Origin of the sequence: Wolbachia endosymbiont (group B) of Melanargia galathea (assembly GCF_964030625.1) — a bacterium.
In the GTDB taxonomy this organism is placed as follows: Bacteria; Pseudomonadota; Alphaproteobacteria; order Rickettsiales; family Anaplasmataceae; genus Wolbachia.
In genome coordinates this window covers 1025792-1044603 of the sequence record NZ_OZ034910.1, presented here as the reverse complement: position 1 = coordinate 1044603, position 18812 = coordinate 1025792, and the positions used below count along the sequence as shown (strand labels likewise).

At 35.3% G+C, this 18812-nt stretch carries 16 protein-coding genes and 3 tRNA genes; 12 read left to right on the top strand and 7 right to left on the bottom strand.

Going from position 1 to position 18812, the window contains the following annotated elements; translation table 11 throughout:
* The first annotated feature begins 2 nt into the window (after positions 1-2).
* The 4 genes from AAHF52_RS04660 (at position 3) to ccmE (ending at position 4178) form a co-directional block, all read left to right on the top strand.
* Positions 3-1445 (top strand): NuoM family protein, encoded by a 1443-nt coding sequence (locus AAHF52_RS04660; RefSeq protein ID WP_214303156.1) that lies wholly within the window; start codon positions 3-5, stop codon positions 1443-1445.
* Positions 1442-2827: an NADH-quinone oxidoreductase subunit N gene (locus AAHF52_RS04655; RefSeq protein WP_264376673.1), complete on the top strand. Its 1386-nt coding sequence runs from the start codon at positions 1442-1444 to the stop codon at positions 2825-2827. Before AAHF52_RS04660 ends, AAHF52_RS04655 begins: the two co-directional genes overlap by 4 nt.
* Before the next feature lie 4 nt (positions 2828-2831).
* Positions 2832-3668 (top strand): biotin--[acetyl-CoA-carboxylase] ligase, encoded by an 837-nt coding sequence (locus tag AAHF52_RS04650; protein WP_264376672.1) that lies wholly within the window; start codon positions 2832-2834, stop codon positions 3666-3668.
* Positions 3669-3785: 117 nt separating this feature from the next.
* Positions 3786-4178, top strand: coding sequence for a cytochrome c maturation protein CcmE (gene ccmE / locus AAHF52_RS04645; RefSeq protein WP_012481969.1), 393 nt, complete (start codon positions 3786-3788; stop codon positions 4176-4178).
* Between the two features lie 75 nt (positions 4179-4253).
* Here the strand turns inward: ccmE and AAHF52_RS04640 are convergent, their stop codons facing one another.
* The 4 genes from AAHF52_RS04640 to AAHF52_RS04625 form a co-directional block, all read right to left on the bottom strand.
* A complete protein-coding gene (locus AAHF52_RS04640) occupies positions 4254-4721 on the bottom strand; it encodes a hypothetical protein (RefSeq protein ID WP_262986272.1) in 468 nt (155 codons plus the stop codon).
* A 59-nt stretch (positions 4722-4780) separates the two neighbouring features.
* Entirely contained in the window at positions 4781-5134 is a 354-nt protein-coding gene (locus AAHF52_RS04635; RefSeq protein ID WP_342068385.1) for a hypothetical protein, read from the bottom strand.
* Positions 5135-5215: 81 nt separating this feature from the next.
* Positions 5216-6682, bottom strand: coding sequence for an MgtE intracellular N domain protein (locus AAHF52_RS04630; protein ID WP_264376671.1), 1467 nt, complete (start codon positions 6680-6682; stop codon positions 5216-5218).
* 200 nt (positions 6683-6882) lie between these two features.
* A tRNA-Ala gene (locus AAHF52_RS04625) sits at positions 6883-6958 on the bottom strand.
* A gap of 300 nt (positions 6959-7258) precedes the next feature.
* On the opposite strand from AAHF52_RS04625, the gene AAHF52_RS04620 reads away from it, so the two are divergent.
* Positions 7259-7331, top strand: a tRNA-Lys gene (locus AAHF52_RS04620).
* Between the two features lie 17 nt (positions 7332-7348).
* Complete coding sequence (gene nuoF, locus AAHF52_RS04615) at positions 7349-8602, top strand: NADH-quinone oxidoreductase subunit NuoF (RefSeq protein WP_214303163.1); 1254 nt, start codon at positions 7349-7351, stop codon at positions 8600-8602.
* A gap of 22 nt (positions 8603-8624) precedes the next feature.
* Here the strand turns inward: nuoF and infC are convergent, their stop codons facing one another.
* From infC to nuoI, 3 genes are all read right to left on the bottom strand, one after another.
* The gene (gene infC, locus AAHF52_RS04610; RefSeq protein ID WP_007302391.1) at positions 8625-9143 is read right to left on the bottom strand and encodes a translation initiation factor IF-3; all 519 of its coding nucleotides are present in this window, start codon (positions 9141-9143) and stop codon (positions 8625-8627) included.
* A 12-nt stretch (positions 9144-9155) separates the two neighbouring features.
* The gene (thrS, locus tag AAHF52_RS04605; RefSeq protein WP_007302392.1) at positions 9156-11057 is read right to left on the bottom strand and encodes a threonine--tRNA ligase; all 1902 of its coding nucleotides are present in this window, start codon (positions 11055-11057) and stop codon (positions 9156-9158) included.
* 185 nt (positions 11058-11242) lie between these two features.
* Complete coding sequence (gene nuoI, locus AAHF52_RS04600) at positions 11243-11725, bottom strand: NADH-quinone oxidoreductase subunit NuoI (RefSeq protein ID WP_012481971.1); 483 nt, start codon at positions 11723-11725, stop codon at positions 11243-11245.
* A gap of 197 nt (positions 11726-11922) precedes the next feature.
* Here nuoI and mnmE point away from each other — a divergent pair, with 197 nt between their 5' ends.
* The 6 genes from mnmE to AAHF52_RS04570 all read left to right on the top strand — a co-directional run bounded on the left by mnmE (position 11923) and on the right by AAHF52_RS04570 (position 18725).
* Complete coding sequence (gene mnmE / locus AAHF52_RS04595) at positions 11923-13251, top strand: tRNA uridine-5-carboxymethylaminomethyl(34) synthesis GTPase MnmE (protein ID WP_007302394.1); 1329 nt, start codon at positions 11923-11925, stop codon at positions 13249-13251.
* A 47-nt stretch (positions 13252-13298) separates the two neighbouring features.
* Positions 13299-13383 (top strand) — tRNA-Ser (locus AAHF52_RS04590).
* Between the two features lie 170 nt (positions 13384-13553).
* Entirely contained in the window at positions 13554-14558 is a 1005-nt protein-coding gene (locus tag AAHF52_RS04585; protein ID WP_007302395.1) for an NAD(P)/FAD-dependent oxidoreductase, read from the top strand.
* Positions 14559-15043: 485 nt separating this feature from the next.
* Positions 15044-16000 (top strand): IS5 family transposase, encoded by a 957-nt coding sequence (locus AAHF52_RS04580; protein WP_213863789.1) that lies wholly within the window; start codon positions 15044-15046, stop codon positions 15998-16000.
* Between the two features lie 307 nt (positions 16001-16307).
* A complete protein-coding gene (gene terL / locus AAHF52_RS04575; protein ID WP_342068384.1) occupies positions 16308-17741 on the top strand; it encodes a phage terminase large subunit in 1434 nt (477 codons plus the stop codon).
* Between the two features lie 111 nt (positions 17742-17852).
* On the top strand, positions 17853-18725 hold the full coding sequence (locus AAHF52_RS04570; protein ID WP_342068383.1) for an ankyrin repeat domain-containing protein: 873 nt from the start codon (positions 17853-17855) through the stop codon (positions 18723-18725).
* Positions 18726-18812 lie beyond the last annotated feature (87 nt).

Genomic DNA, 18812 nt, shown 5'->3' with positions numbered 1-18812 from the left:
AGGTGTTGTTACTTAGTATATTCTTGCTTCCACTGATAGGAGCGTTGATTTTATCCTCGATCAGGATTAATCATCAATCTATACACCTAAAATTCCTTGCCCTATTTTTTGCTATACTTCCATTTTTGCTTAGCATTGTAGCTTGTATAGAATTTGATTATAACAATGCGGACTTTCAGTTTGTCAGCTATCCAATCAAGAATGTAGGAATAGGGATAGATGGTATATCGTTGCTTTTCCTTCTGCTTACAACTTTCTTGTTTGTAATTTGTATACTCTATAACTGCAAAATGAGTTATACGACCCTAAAAGCCTATATGGCATTATTTCTACTGCTTGAGAGTTTTGTAGTCGGTTTTTTCGTTTCACTGAATGCTATAAGCTTTTATGTGTTTTTTGAAGCTGTTTTAATACCAATGTTCTTTATTATTGGCATTTGGGGAGGGAAGCAAAGGATATATGCGACGTTTAAGTTATTTCTTTATACATTAACTGGCTCATTATTATTTCTGCTTGGATTAGTGTATATCTATAGTACTTTTGGGACGTTTAATATACAAAAATTAGCTACATTAGTGCCAAGCCTTGATCTTGAAGTGCAGTCATTGCTGTGGATTACATTTTTTATTTCTTTTGCAATAAAAGTACCTATGTTTCCATTTCACACTTGGCTTCCTGATGCGCATGTGCAATCACCAACTTCTGGATCTGTGATTTTAGCTGGCTTGCTTATTAAAATGGGGGGATATGGATTTTTAAGGTTTTCTATTCCAATGCTTCCTCAGGCAAGTTTGTATTTTTCAAATTTCGTTGTTGTGCTGAGCATTATTGCGGTGATATATGCTTCTCTAGTTGCGTTTGCTCAAGATGATATAAAGAAGTTAATAGCTTATTCTTCAATAGCACATATGGGGATCGTTACCGCTGGCCTCTTTTCATTTTGTGAGGAAGGAGTACTGGGTAGCATATTTCAAATGATTAGTCATGGCCTTATTTCTGCTGCTTTATTTTTGTGTGTTGGAATGCTATATACTCGAACTGGAACTTTGGAGATTGCAAAGTATTTTGGCATAGTAAACACAATGCCAAAATTTGGTTTTATGTTCATTTTATTTTCAATGGCTTCAATAGGGCTACCTGGAACATCTGGATTCATAGGTGAGTTTTTGGCTATGGTTGGAATGTTTAAGAGCATAGGGTTTTTTACAGGATTTATCGCACTTGGCACTATTTTAAGCGCAGTTTATATGCTGAATTTATGTAAGCAAATAATATGGGGGGTTAGCTATTCTAAATTATTAAATAATCGCTTGGATAGCATAGAATTTTCTGTCTTAATTCTGCTTGCAGTGTTTGTTATTTTGCTTGGATTCTACCCAACCCTTGCACTGAATTATTTGAAGCCATGTATGGCAAATTTGTTAGTCAAATATAATGCGCTATGAATTATATACAGATATTGCCGGAAACGTTCTCTATTATCTCCTCGTTAGTGTTGCTACTACTTGGAATTATATTTAACCGCCGAACTATCAACTTATTAGCACTTGGCTGCACAGTGGTAACTTTGATTATTTTAATTATTTCGGCAGAAAACAATGAAATTTTTCTCTTTAATTCGTTGTTAAAACTCAATTTATACATCAGGTCAGCCCAAGGGTTAATTCTCAGCACAGGAATTTTAATACTTTTGATGATGAATTTATCAAAATATGACTATAAATATGAATTTTCAATACTGATTCTTTTTGCGCTATTTGGCATGATAACTTTGGTTTCAGCAAATAGTCTGATTTCTTTTTATTTAGCTTTTGAGTTGATGAGTATATCTTTGTATGTTCTTGCGAGCTTTAATAAAGATTCAGCTTATTCATGTGAAGCAGGAGTGAAATATTTTACACTTAGTGCACTATCTTCCTGCATTATGCTGTATGGAATGTCGCTGCTTTATGGATATACAGGACAAGTCAATTTCTCTGAGCTCGGTTCATTCTTGCAAAACCATCAGATAACTTATGGAATAGTTTTTGGGTTAGTTTTTATCCTTATTGGTTTGTGTTTCAAGCTTGCTATTGCTCCTTTTCATATGTGGGCTCCAGATGTCTATCAAGGTGCACCTACCATAGTAACTGCGTTTTTTTCTACGGCCCCAAAAGCTGCACTTGTAACATTTTTAATTCGACTGATGAATGAAGAGTTAGTAAATGTAAAAAGTTATGTTCAGCCTATTTTCTTATACTTTTCAGCATTGTCTGTGCTTATCTCAGCTTTTGGGGCCTTGCGTCAGCAAAACTTAAAAAGGCTGCTTGCTTACAGTTCAATTGGTCACATTGGTTTTATATTTGCTTCACTTTCTATTTTTACACAAGCAGGAACAGATAGTGCCTTAATGTATCTGGTGATATATATCATCACAAGCATAGGGCTATTCTCATATCTCGTACAAATTGACGATGATGATTGTGATATTGCAAATTTATCTGGTATAGGAAAAAAGCAACCAATTTTAGCATTCCATCTTTCTATACTATTACTCTCGATGTCGGGAATACCTCCACTTGCAGGTTTTATCGCTAAATTTTTTATATTCAAAAGTTTAATAAATTCTGGCTTTATCAGCCTGTCTTTGATCCTTGTAATATCGAGTGTGATATCATGCTACTATTATTTAAATATCATGAAAGTTATGTATTTTGATAAAGCTAGTGGTAATAAGGTTGCTTATTCTAAGAGTCTATTCATTATCACTTCAGTGGCTTCACTGATCAATCTCGTTCTTTTCTTGTATGTAGAAGATCTTGACTCACTCATTAAACTAAAGGGCTGACAAGGTGATCCTTGAAGGTTTTCGTATTTATCATTACAAAGAAGTTCCAAGTACTAATAAAGAAGCATTGGGTTTAATTGAGAAAGGGATATCAAATGAAACTGTCATTATTGCTGATAAACAAACAGAAGGCAGGGGACGCACTGGAAAAAGCTGGATTTCTCCAGAGGGTAATCTCTATGCGAGTTTGATAATTAACCAAGAAAAGGATGTCAGCAAATTGACAGAATTGACTTTTGTGACTGCTCTTGCTGTTGGAAATACTTTATTATCGTTAAATTTCTTGAATAATCAAACCCACTGCGGTGTCATTCCAGTGCGTGACACTGGAATCCATACTTTTTCTTCTGAATCCCAGTGTCAAAGCACTGGGATGACAAGAGATCCATTCATAAACGATCTCAATCTTCAATATAAATGGCCAAATGATGTTCTAATCGATGGCAAGAAAATAAGCGGAATATTGCTTGAAAAAAAATCCAATTCGAATTGGCTCATTATAGGAATTGGAATTAATGTCAATCATGCACTACTTCCAGGAACAACGTGCATTAGCAATTATGGTGGATCTGTGTCTAACATAGATCTGCTAAAAAAATTAATAATAAATTTTAATAAGCTAAGAAAGCAATGGCTATTTGATGGGTTTCATGCTATAAGAGAAATGTGGTTAAAAAAAGCATTCAAAATGAATGAGCAAATCAGTGTAAAGTTAGTTGACAAATTGTATGAAGGAATTTTTGCTGATATAGACAAAAGTGGTAAATTAGTGTTGCAGCAAAAGGATGGAAGCTTAATTTATTTTGATGCAGGTGAGTTATTTATTGGCAGTGCATTATGAATATATATGTAATTTTTGCTTACCTTATTAGTTTCATACTGATTGGTGGAAATTTGATTTTTACCGTTTCTTGCTATATAAAAAGTAAAAAAAACTTAGAAAGTCTTAAAAGCAACAATGAAGAAGAAACATAAGCGATTACTTATAACTTCAGGAATTTTCTGCTTTTTAAGTTGTGCAGTTTTTTTTATTTTAACAACGCTCAAAGAAAATATCTCATTTTTCTATACAGTAAGTGAGGCAATAGTTTTACCAAATAATCAAAAGCCAATCCGTGTTGGTGGAATGATTGTTGAAAATAGCGTGATACGGAGCGAAAGCGAAGTAATTTTTCAGATGACAGATTTTAATAAGAGCGTTATGGTGAAATATCAGGGAATACTTCCACCAATGTTTTCAGAAAAAAGTGGTGTTGTTGTACAAGGTAAAATGTTTGATAATGGTACCTTTCTTGCAGATACGGTGTTTGCAAAACATGATGAGAACTATAAGCCGAAAGTCCTAAAATAGATTTCCTAATTCAGTTGTATTGAAATGGTATGTGAAAGAAAGCAACAGCCTGCTAGCAAGCTGTTACTTTCCTAACTACCACAATATATCAGAGTGAGTTGGTGCTTCCCATTCTACGTTATTATGGTCAATTATTGCTGCTTTTAATCCTTCAACTTCTCCCCTTAGGTGATCAAGTTCTTCTGCCCATGTTCTATAGTTTTTATTATTATCAATAAATCCATCCTGTTGAATTAACTCATTCAAATGAGATAAACCTTTGGCCAAGCGTTGGTTTATATCAAGAGACTCTTTTCGAAGTTGTGCTATGTTGTTCATAAGTGAGGCATTCAAATCAGAAACAAACTTCTCATTTAAATCGTAGACTAACTTATCCATAACTTGATAGACGTAATGAATTGTTGCAATTTTATCTGCAATGTCCTCAAAGTTTGTGGGCTTAACTTCAACTTCTATATTGTCTATTTCTTTAAAGTTGAAATCGCTCATTTGGTTTATTACTTCAAAGTTATTTTCGCTTTCTTGTTTACTGTTGTTACTCATGTTAGCTCCTATTGAAATGGCATATACAGACTGGTATGAGGCTGTTACTTTCTTATACTTTACAACATGTCATAATAGGGTGGTGCCTCCTCAGGTAACATATCATTTAATTTAGCGGTTAAATCTGCTAGATCTTTTTGTAACCCTTTACTTTTGTTGCCTATAATATCTTGCAAACTTGCAACTTTATCTTGCTCTTCTTTTAACATACTATTCAACCTATTAATAAGTTGTTCATTAATATTATTAGCTAATTCACCAAATGCTTTTTTAACAGTATCACCACTAACCGCTTTCTTAAAGTCCTGTATATCCTTACCACTACCTGTCTTAAGTGTAATAAGACCAAGAGCGCTTATAAGTTGTTCTTCATTATTAGCACTTTGTAAAAGGTTTTGCGAGTTCTCACTCATATAAATTACCTCCATAAATTATTAAAGTTTAAATTATTTTTTAGTTTCACATGCACACTGTTAATTTATCAATATCCAAGTTCACAATAAATTATCTATTATTGCAAACTCAGTATTCATATCTTGAAAAACGTAAGTTGATGGATGTGCATCATTCCAATTTGCTTCACTCTCCTCAGGAATCATTCGGTCAACCTTATCCAGAAGCTCTTTCATTTTTTCATTTTGCTCGTTAAATTTCTCCTTCAATGCATCAAGAATAGCTTTAGAATGACCTTTACTATCAAGATTACCAATCACAGATATAACTTTCTCGTGAGGCAATTTGTGAATAATATCTTTAAGCTCTCCTGCACCTAAATTATCCAAAAGTTCTTTAAACTGCTCATTAGACATATTGCGAGCAAAAGCTTGAAGTTTGTCTGGGTTGTCAGCTAAAGACTTAATGATAATCTGAATCTTATTAGAATCAGTTAAATCTCGAGCTACTATTGCAAGTTTATCGTGGTCTAGTTTATTAATTAAATTATGTAACCTATCTCCTTCTAAAGTGTGTACTAGGGCTGGAAGTTGCTCAGACCACAATTCCTTGGAAAGAATGGTCAAATGGTGCTCATCTAAATCTTTTGCTAATTCTACAAGCTGATAATCGTCTATATTATTGATAAGTGCCTTGAACTGATCGACTTTTAAATGAGGTAAAATTTCTCTTACTTGCTCTGGATTTAATTCTCTCACTAGGGCTCCAAGCTGATCATCATTTAAAATAGGAATAATTATTTGTAATTTTTCTGGATTTAGTTCATAAGCAAGAATATGTAATTGGTGATTGGTTAAATGACTCACCAAAGTTTTCCATTGATTATCTGTTAAGTGCTTTACTAAGTTCTCTATTTGGACTTCACTAAGAGTATGGGTAAGAGTTTCTAACTGATCTTCTGTTAGTCCCCCAACAAAAATTTTAGCAAACACCTTTGATAGTATTATATTCTCTGGTATTTTAGATAATATATTTTTTACTGTTTCTTCACTGACGTCCAGCCCAATATATTGTAATGCCTGATTGTCAGGTGAATTAACAATATTTCCTTGATAATCTGAGAAATAATATTTATAAGTATCAGACAATTCTTCCTGTGTTACATAAATGTACTTAGATCTCTCAGATTTAATATCATTACGCAAAGTACCAGAACAACCTTCTTCGCAGTCTACAAAGTACGATTTCATTGATAGCTTGACTAACATATCATTATAATATACAAATGCACAACTGTTTTTTGTATAACATGGTTTATCTCTAGAAAAACTACCTTTCAAAGTATTTCCCTCTTCGTTCCTTATGCAATAAAAGGTATCTCCAAGGATGTTATTGCCGCATAATCTTATTGGTAATTCTATCGTTTCATCTTCTTTTCCCAGTTGCACAAGCTTAACTTTTTTAACCGATTGAAAAAGAGAAAATTCAGGCCAATAGACGTTGTTACCAAATCCTTTTGATAATTCCTCTCCGGGTACCATCTTAAAAACGCGTTTCTTGCTACTCATAAGTATTTCCTAATCAACTTAATTATAGCTATTCTAACATTTATTGATTAATTTATTGTTAAGTTAGTATATATCAGAATTATAATAACACACATTACTTGCATAAAGAAAAGTTACAGAAAGAGGGATTTTTTAGGAAACTAGTATAAAACACTCCTAGATTAAAATAAGCTGACTTTATGATACGCTAGAACCTATATTGGTGGAGGCAAGCGGGATCGAACCGCTGACCTTCTGCGTGCAAAACAGATGCTCTACCAGCTGAGCTATGCCCCCAATTCTTGCTTAAAGCATAAATCACTCACGCTGAAATGCAAGAAATATTTATTTGTGAGGCTATTGCTAAATAGTGCACAAATTCTGCATTTATGTATAATTCTCTATCTTTTTAGAGTTGTACGTCAGCTTTACCAAAATGAATCTTTGAATTAACAAGAAGTTTTCCTTCAAAAATTTTTAATTAAATTATCACTAATGCAGTACATTATGTAATTTATTTAACCACACATGAAAATTTTAGTTTGATTAAAACGGATAAAAACTATATTACTGTTTAGTGTAGCTGAAAAATAAAATGATCCCGTAGCTCAGCCGGTAGAGCAACTGACTTTTAATCAGTGGGTCACGCGTTCGAATCGCGTCGGGATCACTTAGAATCTTAAAAGCATGCTAAAAGAACAGGACAAAATATTCACAAACTTAAATGGTAAAGAAACACCACTACTTGAGGGTGCAAAAAAACGTGGTAGTTGGCAAAAAACAAAGGAATTACTGGATTTAGGATCAGAAAAAATCATTGAGGAAGTAAAGAAATCTGGCTTGAGAGGTCGAGGGGGTGCAGGATTTTCTACTGGCCTTAAGTGGAGCTTTATGCCTAAAAATACTTCAAAAGCGTATTTAGTAGTCAATGCAGATGAGTCAGAACCTGGTACGTGTAAAGATAGAGATATATCACGATATGAGCCACATAAGTTACTTGAGGGAATTCTTCTAGCTGGCAGAGCGATCAGCGCATCAGTTGCATATATTTATATCAGGGGTGAATTTTATAATGAATATTTAGTTCTAAAAAAGGCACTTGAGGAAGCCTATAAAGAAAACTTAATTGGAAAAAATGCCTGCAAATCAGGTTATGATCTTGATGTATTCATTCACAGAGGTGCAGGAGCTTATATATGTGGAGAAGAAACAGCTCAACTTGAATCAATTGAAGGAAAAAAAGGCTTTCCTCGCATGAAACCTCCATTCCCTGCAGGTGTTGGACTTTTTGGCTACCCAACCACAATAAACAACGTTGAAACTATAGCCATGGTTCCAGATATTCTAAATCGCGGAGGAGAGTGGTTTGCATCTCTTGGTAAACCAAATAATACTGGCACTAAGGTCTTTTGCATTTCAGGGCATGTAAATAATCCATGTAATGTTGAAGAAGAGCTCGGAATTTCACTGCGTGAATTAATTGAAAAATACGCAGGTGGAGTGAGAGGAGGTTGGGATAATTTACTTGCTGTAATACCTGGTGGGTCTTCAGTCCCACTAATTCCAAAATCTATATGTGATACTATTGAAATGGATTTTGATTCATTAAGGGCTGCACAATCAGGGCTTGGTACTGCTGCTGTAATAGTGATGGATAAATCAACTGACATAATAGCTGCAATAGAAAGATTATCACATTTCTATATGCATGAGTCCTGCGGACAATGTACACCATGCCGTGAAGGCACTGGATGGATGTGGAGGATTATGAGAAGAATGGTAGCAGGAAATATTAAACCTGGTGAAGTAGATAAGCTACTTGACCTTACAACTCAAATAGAAGGGCATACAATTTGTGCACTTGGCGATGCTGCAGCTTGGCCAGTTCAAGGATTAATCAGACATTTTCGTCATATAATTGAAGAGAGGATAGTAACTTAACTTATACTTTTAAATGATTTTACTACTTAGCAGCTAAAGTTAAAGAATATTGATTTCCTTCCCTTTTAGGTGCTAATTCTACTTTTGCAATATCTTCAGCGTCTCTAATTAGCCGTTCTAATTTTTTCAGTCCAACTTCAGTGTTTACAAGCTCTCTCCCTCTAAATCTCATTGTGACTTTAATTCTATGTCCATGCACAAGAAAATCCCTTGCTTGACGCAATTTTGTTTCGTAGTCGTGATCACCAATATTAGGACCCAGTTTAATTTCTTTTATAGTTAATGTTTTTTGTTTCTTTTTTGCTTCACTTGCCTTCTTTTTTATATCATACTTTTGTTTGCTATAGTCCAGAATTTTACATACTGGAGGAGTTGAATCAGGTGCGATTTCTACCAAGTCTAAATTAACACTTTGTGCAACTTCCAAAGCTTTTTCTATTGGAACAATTCCGACCATTTCACCACTATGATCAACTAAGCGTACCTCCTTAGCTGTGATGAGTTCATTAATTCTGTTTTTATTGTTCTTTTTGACTTGCAAATTTTAGCTCCATTAATTCAAATTAATAATCTTTAACAGCAATTCAGTAGCATTCTCCAAAGAAAAAGACTCCTGTTTTTCCGATCCTAAATTTCTCACTGACACAGTTTTATTTGTAACTTCATTTTTGCCTATGATCCATAATATAGGTACCTTACTTGAACTATGCAAACGTATCTTATAGCTAATTTTTTCATTGGTCAAATCAGTTTTGATTCTCACACCTTGTTCTTTTAAAACGTTGCTGATTTCTGTAGCATAACCGTCAGACTCATTTGTAATGGTCAGAATAGCAAGCTGTGTTGGAGCAAGCCAAACTGGAAATTTTCCTGCATAATTTTCTATTAAAATTCCAATAAAACGCTCAAAAGTTCCAAGAATTGCCCTATGTAACATGACAGGGTGATGCTTGTGCCCGTCTGTTCCTATATAAAAAGCTCCAAGCCGCTCCGGTAAAATAAAATCAACTTGCAACGTTCCACATTGCCAATTTCTACCTATTGCATCTTTCAAAATAAACTCTAACTTTGGACCATAAAATGCACCTTCACCAGGATTAAGTTCATAACTAAGCCCTGCTTCTTTAACTGCTTCAAGCAGTGCTCTTTCAGCTCTATCCCACACTTCATCATTACCTGATCTAGTATCTGGACGGTCTGAAAATTTCACAGAAATTTCATTGAACCCAAGTTCTGAATATACTTCTTTTAAAAGGTCACAAAACTTTACAGTTTCAGAATTCACTTGTTTTTCCATACAAAAAATATGTGCATCGTCTTGCGTAAAACCACGCACTCGCATCAGTCCATGCAATGAGCCTGAGCTTTCATTTCTATGGCATGTGCCAAACTCTGCCATACGTATCGGTAAATCACGATAGCTTCTGATGTGAGAATTAAAAATCTGCACATGACAAGGGCAATTCATGGGTTTTATTGCTAGCTTTTTACTTTCAGATTCATCAATAATGAACATATTTTCACGAAACTTATCCCAATGTCCCGATTTTTCCCACAGCTCTTTGCTTACTAAAATAGGGGTTTTCACCTCAAAGTAGCCATTGTTCATTAACTTTTTTCTGATGTAAGACTCAAGAACATTATATAAAGTATATCCCTGTTCATGCCAAAAAATCTGCCCAACAGCTTCCTCTTGAATGTGAAATAAGTCCATATCCTTAGCAATTTTGCGGTGGTCGCGTTTTTCTGCTTCCTCCAGACGTTTAAGATAAGTATTTAATTCATCCTTATTTCTCCACGCGGTGCCATATATTCTTTGCAACATTGGGCCCTTAGAATCGCCACGCCAGTATGCACCTGCTACTTTCATAAGTTTAAACGCTTTAACTCTGCCAGTTGATGGTGAGTGCGGACCACGACATAGGTCTACAAAGTTGCCTTGTTTATAAACAGTTAGGTTTTCGTTTTCTGGTATTGATGAGACAATATCAACCTTGTATCTTTCACCTATATCACTAAAGAAATCAATTGCCTGCTTACGAGTCCAAACTTCTCGGACGAATCTGTGGTTACTTTTTATAATTTCCTTCATTTTTTTTTCTATTGCAGCAAGATCGTCCGTGGTAAAGGTACGATCTGTAGCAAAATCATAGTAGAAACCATCTTGAATTGTTGGCCCGATAGTAATCTGAGTATTAGGAAAGAGCTCTTTTACTGCCTGCGCCATTATATGAGCAGCATCATGCCTTATTATATCTAAACCCGCTTCGTCACTCAGTTGTATTACCTCTATCTCTGTATCAGATTCAATTTCACGTGAGAGATCATACAACTCACCATTTACCTTAAAGGCAATTGCTTCTCTCAAAGCATCCGGTTGTAATATATCAAAGCCAGTGACTCTACCACTGTATTCTTTTACTTTTTGTTCGGCTAAAAAGGTAACTTTTATCATTCATTAGACCTTTTATCATCCCAGTGCTTGACACTGGGATCCATGTTTCTTTCTTTTCTAGATTCCAGAGCCACGCGCTGGAATGACACCAAAAGGTGAGCTACTGATCTTTCAGTTAAATAACAGTTGTACAAGAGATCTATTACATACTTGCTGTAAGAAATTTTAATTGTTGACATACCTAGTTAATAATACGGCCTATTCTTTTTTAACCTGAGTGCAATTGCTTCTTCCCAAACTTCACCATTACGCAATAGCTTTTCTTTATTGTACATTAGCTCCTCTCTTGTTTCAGTAGCAAATTCAAAGTTAGGACCCTCCACAATTGCATCAACTGGACATGCTTCTTGGCAAAGTCCGCAATATATGCATTTTGTCATGTCAATATCATAGCGTGTGGTGCGGCGACTACCGTCTTCTCTTTCCTCTGCTTCAATAACTATTGCTTGAGCAGGGCAGATAACTTCGCATAACTTACAAGCTATGCATCGTTCTTCACCATTTGGATACCTACGCAGCGCATGCTCACCACGAAACCTTGGACTTAAAGGGCCCTTCTCCATAGGATACCTCAAAGTAACCTTTGGTTTGAACATATATTTTAATGTAATAACAAACCCTTTAATTAACTCTACAGAAGACCAATACCAAGCTAATTTCTTGAGCATAATATTTAAAACTTGTGTCAGTCATTATAAATCATATTATCAGTTTTCAAAATAAATATTTTCATCTGGATGACTTTTGTAGTTTTTCTATACAATATATTTACTAATACTGCATTAATATGAATAAGTAATATAAGCAAAAATTTTTTAGATTAGGTATTTCGATTTCTTAAATTGCTAAGTAGTTTATATAAATAATGACAAACACAAATGAAACTATTTTTGCTTTGTCGACCGTATTTGGTAAGTCAGGAGTTGCAGTAATCAGAATTTCAGGCAACTACACCCTTAAAGCTTTAAATCATTTTCATATTAAGAAAAAAATCAAACCAAGATTTGCTACTTTAGTTGATCTATATGATGATTCCAATCAATTGATAGATAATGGAATAATCATCTATTTCCCTGCTCCAAACAGTTTCACTGGCGAGGATGTTATAGAGTTACAAGTGCATGGAAGCAAGGCCGTCATAAAAATCATCTTGGAGAAATTATCAAAAATTTTCGTTATGGCCAGGCCTGGAGAATTCTCACTTAGGGCTTTTCTAAATGGTAAATTTGACTTAACGCAAATAGAAGGAATTGCAGACTTAATTGATGCTGAAACGAAAATGCAAGCTAAACAAGCGATTAAGCAGATATCAGGAGAATTGGAGAGACTATACAGCAATTGGAGGCAAAGATTAATAACGATACAATCCAAAATCGAAGCATATATAGACTTTCCAGAGGACATTTGGGCAGAAAAAAGTGAATTGGAAAAAATTAATAATGAAGTGCAATCTCTCGTGCAGTTGATACAAGAGCATTTAAATGATAATAGACGGGGCGAAAGGTTGCGTGAGGGTTTACATATTGTAATAACTGGTGAACCAAATGTCGGTAAATCAACTCTGTTTAATTTCTTAGCCAAGCGTGATATTGCTATTGTTTCTGAATATGCAGGCACAACAAGAGATATACTTGAAGCTCATATTGACATTGGGGGATACCCAATCATTCTCTCTGATACTGCTGGAATTCGTGAGAGTTCAGATCCAATAGAATCAGAAGGTATAAGTCGAGCGAAAAAAAGGTCTTTTGAAGCTGATTTAAGAATAGAACTATTTCCTTTTGAACAGCGTCATAATATCAATTGCAACGTTGTAAATAGCGATACTATTTATGTATTGAGCAAAGCTGACGATGCAATTAATGACAGAAATATACTGATTGGCGGTGTAGATTTTCTACCTATTTCTATTTTAAAGGGAATAGGTACAAACAAGTTGATCTCTCTCATAAAAAAGAAGGCAGAGGAAAAATTTGGGCATGATAGAGACACTCCTGTGATTACTCGGCAAAGACATAGGAGTCACATGCAGAAAGCACTGGAACATTTACAACGTTTTAAAATCGATAATCCAATTGAGTTGATATCTGAAGACTTGAGGCTTGCTGCATTTGAACTTGGTGCAGTGATTGGAATTATTAATGTTGAGGAAATATTGGATAGTGTGTTTAGTAGCTTTTGTGTAGGCAAGTAAGATTTTTATAGATTGCTTGAAATTAAATATTGTGGTAAAAAAGAGGTGGACGGATGGCCGAGCGGTTTAAGGCACCAGTCTTGAAAACTGACGTACGGAAACGTACCATGGGTTCGAATCCCATTCCGTCCGCACTTACTTCTCAGATTTAAAATGTTAGTTAATTTTTAGAGCTTATTTAGATGGTTCATAACGCTGGAAATCTTATCTAATCTAGCCACATCTTTTAAAAATACATCCCTTTGTAAATTGACCTTGTTAGCAAAGAAAGCTAATATCTATAAATAGATCACCATCTGAATATGGAAACCGATATAGTAATAATAGGTGCAGGGCCTATTGGAATATTCACTGCTTTTCAAGCGGGAATGCTTGATATGAGATGTCATGTAATAGATGTTTTGGATCAAGCAGGAGGACAATGCACAGCTCTTTACTCAGAAAAGCCAATATATGATATACCTGGTTATCCTGTAATTACTGCCCAAAAATTAATTGAGCAGTTAATGGAGCAAGCTTCACCGTTTGAGCCTGTTTACCATTTAAGTCAAAAAGTGGAAAAGATTTCAAATAACGAAGGTGAAAACTTTACTATCATAACGAACATAGGTACAGAGGTAAAATGCAAAGCCGTTATCATTGCTGCAGGTAACGGAATGTTTGAACCTAACCGTCCACCCTTAAGTGGTATATTAGAATATGAAAATAAATCTGTATTTTATAGTGTAAATAAAATTTCTGATTTTCAGGACAAAACTATAGTCATTGCAGGGGGGGGTGATTCTGCGGCTGATTGGACTGTAGAACTTTCTAAAGTTGCGAAGAAAATTTATGTGATACATAGGAGAAAGGAATTTCGCTGCACTCCTGAAACTAGAAATAAATTAGAATCACTTGAAAATGACGGAAAGATAGAACTGGTAGTGCCATATCAATTACACGAACTAGCAGGAGGTAATGGGCAGTTGAGAGCAGTGATAGTAAAAAACATTGCCTCTAAGGAAGAAAGAGAAATATCCGCTGATTTTTTGCTGCCATTTTTTGGATTATCAATGAATCTTGGTCCAATAAACAATTGGGGTATAGAGTTAGAACATGGCCGCATAATTGTCGACCCAGCTACACTTAGAACCAGTAGAGATAGAATATATGCAATCGGAGATATAGCTACTTATCCAGACAAACTAAAATTGATACTAAATGGTTTTGCTGAGAGCGCCATGGCTTGTTATCACATATACAAAGTAATTCACAATTCTCCAGTTAATTTTCAATATTCAACTTCAAAGGGAATTCATCGAAATTAAAGAGTAAAGAGATCCATGAACCTGCATGCAGTTATCTCAAGCATAAGGGAATACAAACGAAAAAGATTACTTTACAAATTTCCCCAACTCCCTTATCATATCAATAAGAGTATTTATCCTTGTTTTTAATCTCTGCAGATTTAACAACAAAATTCAGTAAAAAACTCAGGTATATATTGGCAGATTACATAAAATTATAGCGGCTGCATGTCTTTTTTATTTTTTCTACATTCAGCCAAAATGCGCTTTAAATAAGCGTTAGCACATTATTACAATGCCAATTTACATTATTATAGGGTCAAAACTCGTTACACGGGGATTCTTTTGCCTTTTTTCTTCATTTGGTGAATTTCTTAATACTTGTAACTAAAGCTTCAGGCCAGCACTTGATGCTGGAATGGCTTTGTTGCACCACTCAAGGAAAGAACAGGCAGTTACTGATGGAATTTGTTATAAAATAGATATTTAGCCGACAAAGGAAAAATATGCCAATAAGAATGAAAGTCAGTAACTGCAATGAATATAACAAATTTCTTCAAGAAAGGGGAAATGTTTTTCATTATATCAACGATGCCATTGAAAATTGGTACGAAAATAGTCCAAAAGTAGCAGGTGGCAACAATGTCTACAGCGACAAAGTAGTGATTCTAATTCACATAATAACCTATCTATTCAGGATTGGTCTTAGGCAAACAGTGGGATTTATAGAGAAATATCTTGAGCAAATAGGGAAAATTTTGCAAATTATCAGCTATTCGCAGGCTTCAAGAAGGTTTAAAAAGCTTAATATCAAAATCAACGACTGCAGAGTTGATAAGAACGATATGGAAGATATTGAAATTGCTATAGATAGTACAGGTATCAGCATCTACAATAATATTCCAGGCCATAGTAAGGCAAATGGTACAGATAGAAAGTATCGCCGCTATGAGCAAACAAGAAAGCTACATGTAATGCTAGAGATAGGTAGTAAAAAAGTTATAGCTGCAAAATACAGTAGTGGAGTTTATTCCGACCACTATGGAGCCTGTGATCTTATTGAAAGAGTGGATACCAAGTATAACATAAGCACGATATATGCAGATAGGGCATATAATCGAAAGAAGTTATACAAACTGTGCGATGAGCTTGACATAAAGACAAGGATTCCTCCGCAAAATAATGCAGTAGAGCATCCAAAGTTGGATTATATGAATGAGAGAAATTCTACAATCAAGCTCATAAAGTCATATGATGAAGATGGTATGAAGAGGTGGAAAAAAGAGATAAATTATTGGAAGAGATCTTATATAGAAAGTTTTTTCTCGCGACTGAAGCAAATATTTGGATTTAGTTTTAGGAATAAATCTGAGATTAATCGTGAGAAGGAACTGCTACTCAAGTGTTATTTGCTTAACAAATTTACTGAAATAGGCATGGCTAAGTTTGATATAGCTTCATGAATTTATTATACATTACCCACTATCCGAAGAGCTGTGCAACAAAGCCTGCTGGAATCCAGAAATCTTTTGAGCACAAAAGTTATGCTAGGTTTTGTTGGTAAGAAACCAGTGTCAGCTACTCGGATGACACCAAAGGGGCACTTGGATAGAGGCTACTTGAATAACACCATCATAAGGTGAACCAGTGTCAAGCACTGGAATGACAAGGAAAGGGCTACTTGGATGACAAGAAAAAGGACGCTGATATGACACCAAAGAGGCTGACACCACCATAAAGTAAATTCCACTAACACTATAGGAGACTAACATGAACTTTTTAAAATTTATCGAACTATGCTTTCAAACGGTGATGCCGGGATGTGAGTATAACAATTATCAGTATATAAAAATTATAGCAGACAGGCTTGAAGCAGCAAGCACTGGTGAAGTGAAGCGAATAATATTCAATATGCCTCCGCGCTCGATGAAGTCTATGTGCGTGAGTGTTGCATGGCCCGCATGGATACTTGGTAATCAGCCAACCGCAAGAATAATAGTTGCAAGCTATTCTCAGCGGCTTAGCGAAAAGCATTCGCTTGACACCAGGTGCGTGATGCAGTCTAGTTGGTATAGAGTGCTATTTCCAGAGGTAGAACTATGCAAAGACCAGAACACTAAATATAAATTTCAAACAGTGCAGAGAGGATGTAGGATTGCAACATCTGTTGGTGGAACACTGACTGGTGAAGGTGGAGATTTTATCGTCGTGGATGATCCACTGAGTTCCTCTCAAGCTTTGAGCGAGACGTTTAGAAAACGTGCCACAAACTGGTTCGATCAGACTCTAATAACCAGGCTCAATGATAGGAAAAAAGGAGTTATCGTTGTTGTAATGCACAGACTACATCAAGAGGATTTGACTGCGCATCTTCTCTCCAAACCAAGAAATATATGGCATCATATTTGTTTGCCAATGATCTCTGAAAATAAGGAAATTATCTATTCAATCAAAAGATCAATTCTCCCTTCTCCTGTTCCTATTATTCAAGTAACTACAAATGAGTGCAAAAGCTCAACAGGCGCTACATCTTCAAGGATTTTATACTTAAAAAAGGAAGGTCAGCTGCTATATCCCCTAGATGTAGGAGAAATTGAAATGATAAAGGCTGAACTTGGGAGTTACGCTTTTGCTGCTCAATATCAACAAAATCCTCTGCCACTTTCAAGTGGTATAATTAAGCAAGAATGGTTGAAACGCTATAGAAATTTTCCTGACAATCTCTCACATATAACTCAGAGCTGGGACACTGCTGTTTCAACAAACGATTCTAGCGGCTTTAGTGTCTGCACCACCTGGACAAAGGTGAATAATAAGTTTTATTTACTCGATGTATACCGTGCGAAGCTTGAGTATCCAAAACTTAAAGAACAAGTTCTATCACTAGCTGCAAGGTGGAAGCCACACGCAATTTTAATCGAAGCAAAAACAAGCAGTCAACAATTGATTCAAGAGCTCAAGGCAATACCTATTATCGGGATAGTGCCACACAGTGGCAAACTTGCTCGATTCCACCAGATTGTTCCGATAATAGAATCTGGCAAGGTTTTTCTGCCACACCAAGCAGTATGGCTCAGCGATTTTGAGTATGAAATTTTAATGTTTCCAGAAACCCGCCACGACGATCAAATCGACAGCACCGTGCAATATCTGCAGTGGATGAGAGATAGTAGCTTCAGGGTTGCAGCTATACGAACATTGTGATTCAATTTGCTACCCACAATTTCGATTATAAGCTCATTTAAAATAAATATTGATTTCTTATTTTAATTATTTTAAAATTAAAGTAAATTATTTAAGATTGGGGTAAAAATTATGACAATAAATTATCAGCAGTGGCGGGAAATATTAAGGACGGTTAATAGTGATAATAAATTAGATAAAAGGAACGTAATTGAAAAAGTAAAAGAAGAGCTAAAGGCAAGCAATGAAGAGGTATTTAAACAGTGGGAAGAGAGTAATTTTTATGTAAATTATAAATTTGAAGTTGGAGATAATGAATTCACATTATTACATTTAACTGCTAAGTTAGGCTATACGAGCTTGACAAAGGCTTTAATAGTAACAAAAGGGATAGATGTTAATATAAAAGATAAAAATAAAAAGACACCTTTACATTTAGCTGCTGAAAATGGTTATAAAGAGGTAGTAGATGCTCTGTTGGAAAAAGATGAAATCAGGATTAATGAACAAGAAGATAAGGAGGGATGGACACCTTTACATTTAGCTCTTATGAATGGCCATGCAGACGTGGTAGAATCTCTCGTAAGAAACGGTGCGAATGTTAATATAAAAGATAACTATGGAGTGACACCTTCATCTTTGGCTATTCAAAGAGATTATGTATTTACTCCGCCAAAAAAACGTGAAGACTCCTATGTTAATGTGAAAAATCATGCTAGAACTGCTTCTAGGAATTTAACTAAAGAGGAAAAACAACGCACATCAGCAATTGCGAAAGGTTTTTTTGCCGGTAGTGCAACTGCATTATCAGGTGTTTTAATAGCGAAAGCACTTTCTGCAACTGGAATAGTTACAGTTGAGTCAAAACCCTCTACACCAATAGCAGTGGCTAAAACTGCAGCTATAGCGCTAGTAGTTGGCAGTGCTGTATATGCATTGTCAAAACCTGATACTCAAGTTGATAAATCAGTCTTAACAAATGGACAGCAAGAAGCTGCTCGCTGATAGGTTTGCCTAGCGCGTATTCGACCTACCAGTGTCAAACACTGATCATAGGGAATGACATTAAAGGGACACTGGAATAACGTAGGA

Bases quoted from the DNA above. Each gene is read 5' to 3' on its own strand.
- AAHF52_RS04655 (WP_264376673.1), top strand. From the start codon at position 1,442: ATGAATTATATACAGATATTGCCGGAAACGTTCTCTATTATCTCCTCG.
- ccmE (WP_012481969.1), top strand. From the start codon at position 3,786: ATGAAGAAGAAACATAAGCGATTACTTATAACTTCAGGAATTTTCTGC.
- AAHF52_RS04640 (WP_262986272.1), bottom strand. From the start codon at position 4,721: ATGAGTAACAACAGTAAACAAGAAAGCGAAAATAACTTTGAAGTAATA.
- AAHF52_RS04635 (WP_342068385.1), bottom strand. From the start codon at position 5,134: ATGAGTGAGAACTCGCAAAACCTTTTACAAAGTGCTAATAATGAAGAA.
- AAHF52_RS04630 (WP_264376671.1), bottom strand. From the start codon at position 6,682: ATGAGTAGCAAGAAACGCGTTTTTAAGATGGTACCCGGAGAGGAATTA.
- nuoF (WP_214303163.1), top strand. From the start codon at position 7,349: ATGCTAAAAGAACAGGACAAAATATTCACAAACTTAAATGGTAAAGAA.
- thrS (WP_007302392.1), bottom strand. From the start codon at position 11,057: ATGATAAAAGTTACCTTTTTAGCCGAACAAAAAGTAAAAGAATACAGT.
- nuoI (WP_012481971.1), bottom strand. From the start codon at position 11,725: ATGCTCAAGAAATTAGCTTGGTATTGGTCTTCTGTAGAGTTAATTAAA.
- mnmE (WP_007302394.1), top strand. From the start codon at position 11,923: ATGACAAACACAAATGAAACTATTTTTGCTTTGTCGACCGTATTTGGT.
- AAHF52_RS04585 (WP_007302395.1), top strand. From the start codon at position 13,554: ATGGAAACCGATATAGTAATAATAGGTGCAGGGCCTATTGGAATATTC.
- AAHF52_RS04580 (WP_213863789.1), top strand. From the start codon at position 15,044: ATGCCAATAAGAATGAAAGTCAGTAACTGCAATGAATATAACAAATTT.
- terL (WP_342068384.1), top strand. From the start codon at position 16,308: ATGAACTTTTTAAAATTTATCGAACTATGCTTTCAAACGGTGATGCCG.
- AAHF52_RS04570 (WP_342068383.1), top strand. From the start codon at position 17,853: ATGACAATAAATTATCAGCAGTGGCGGGAAATATTAAGGACGGTTAAT.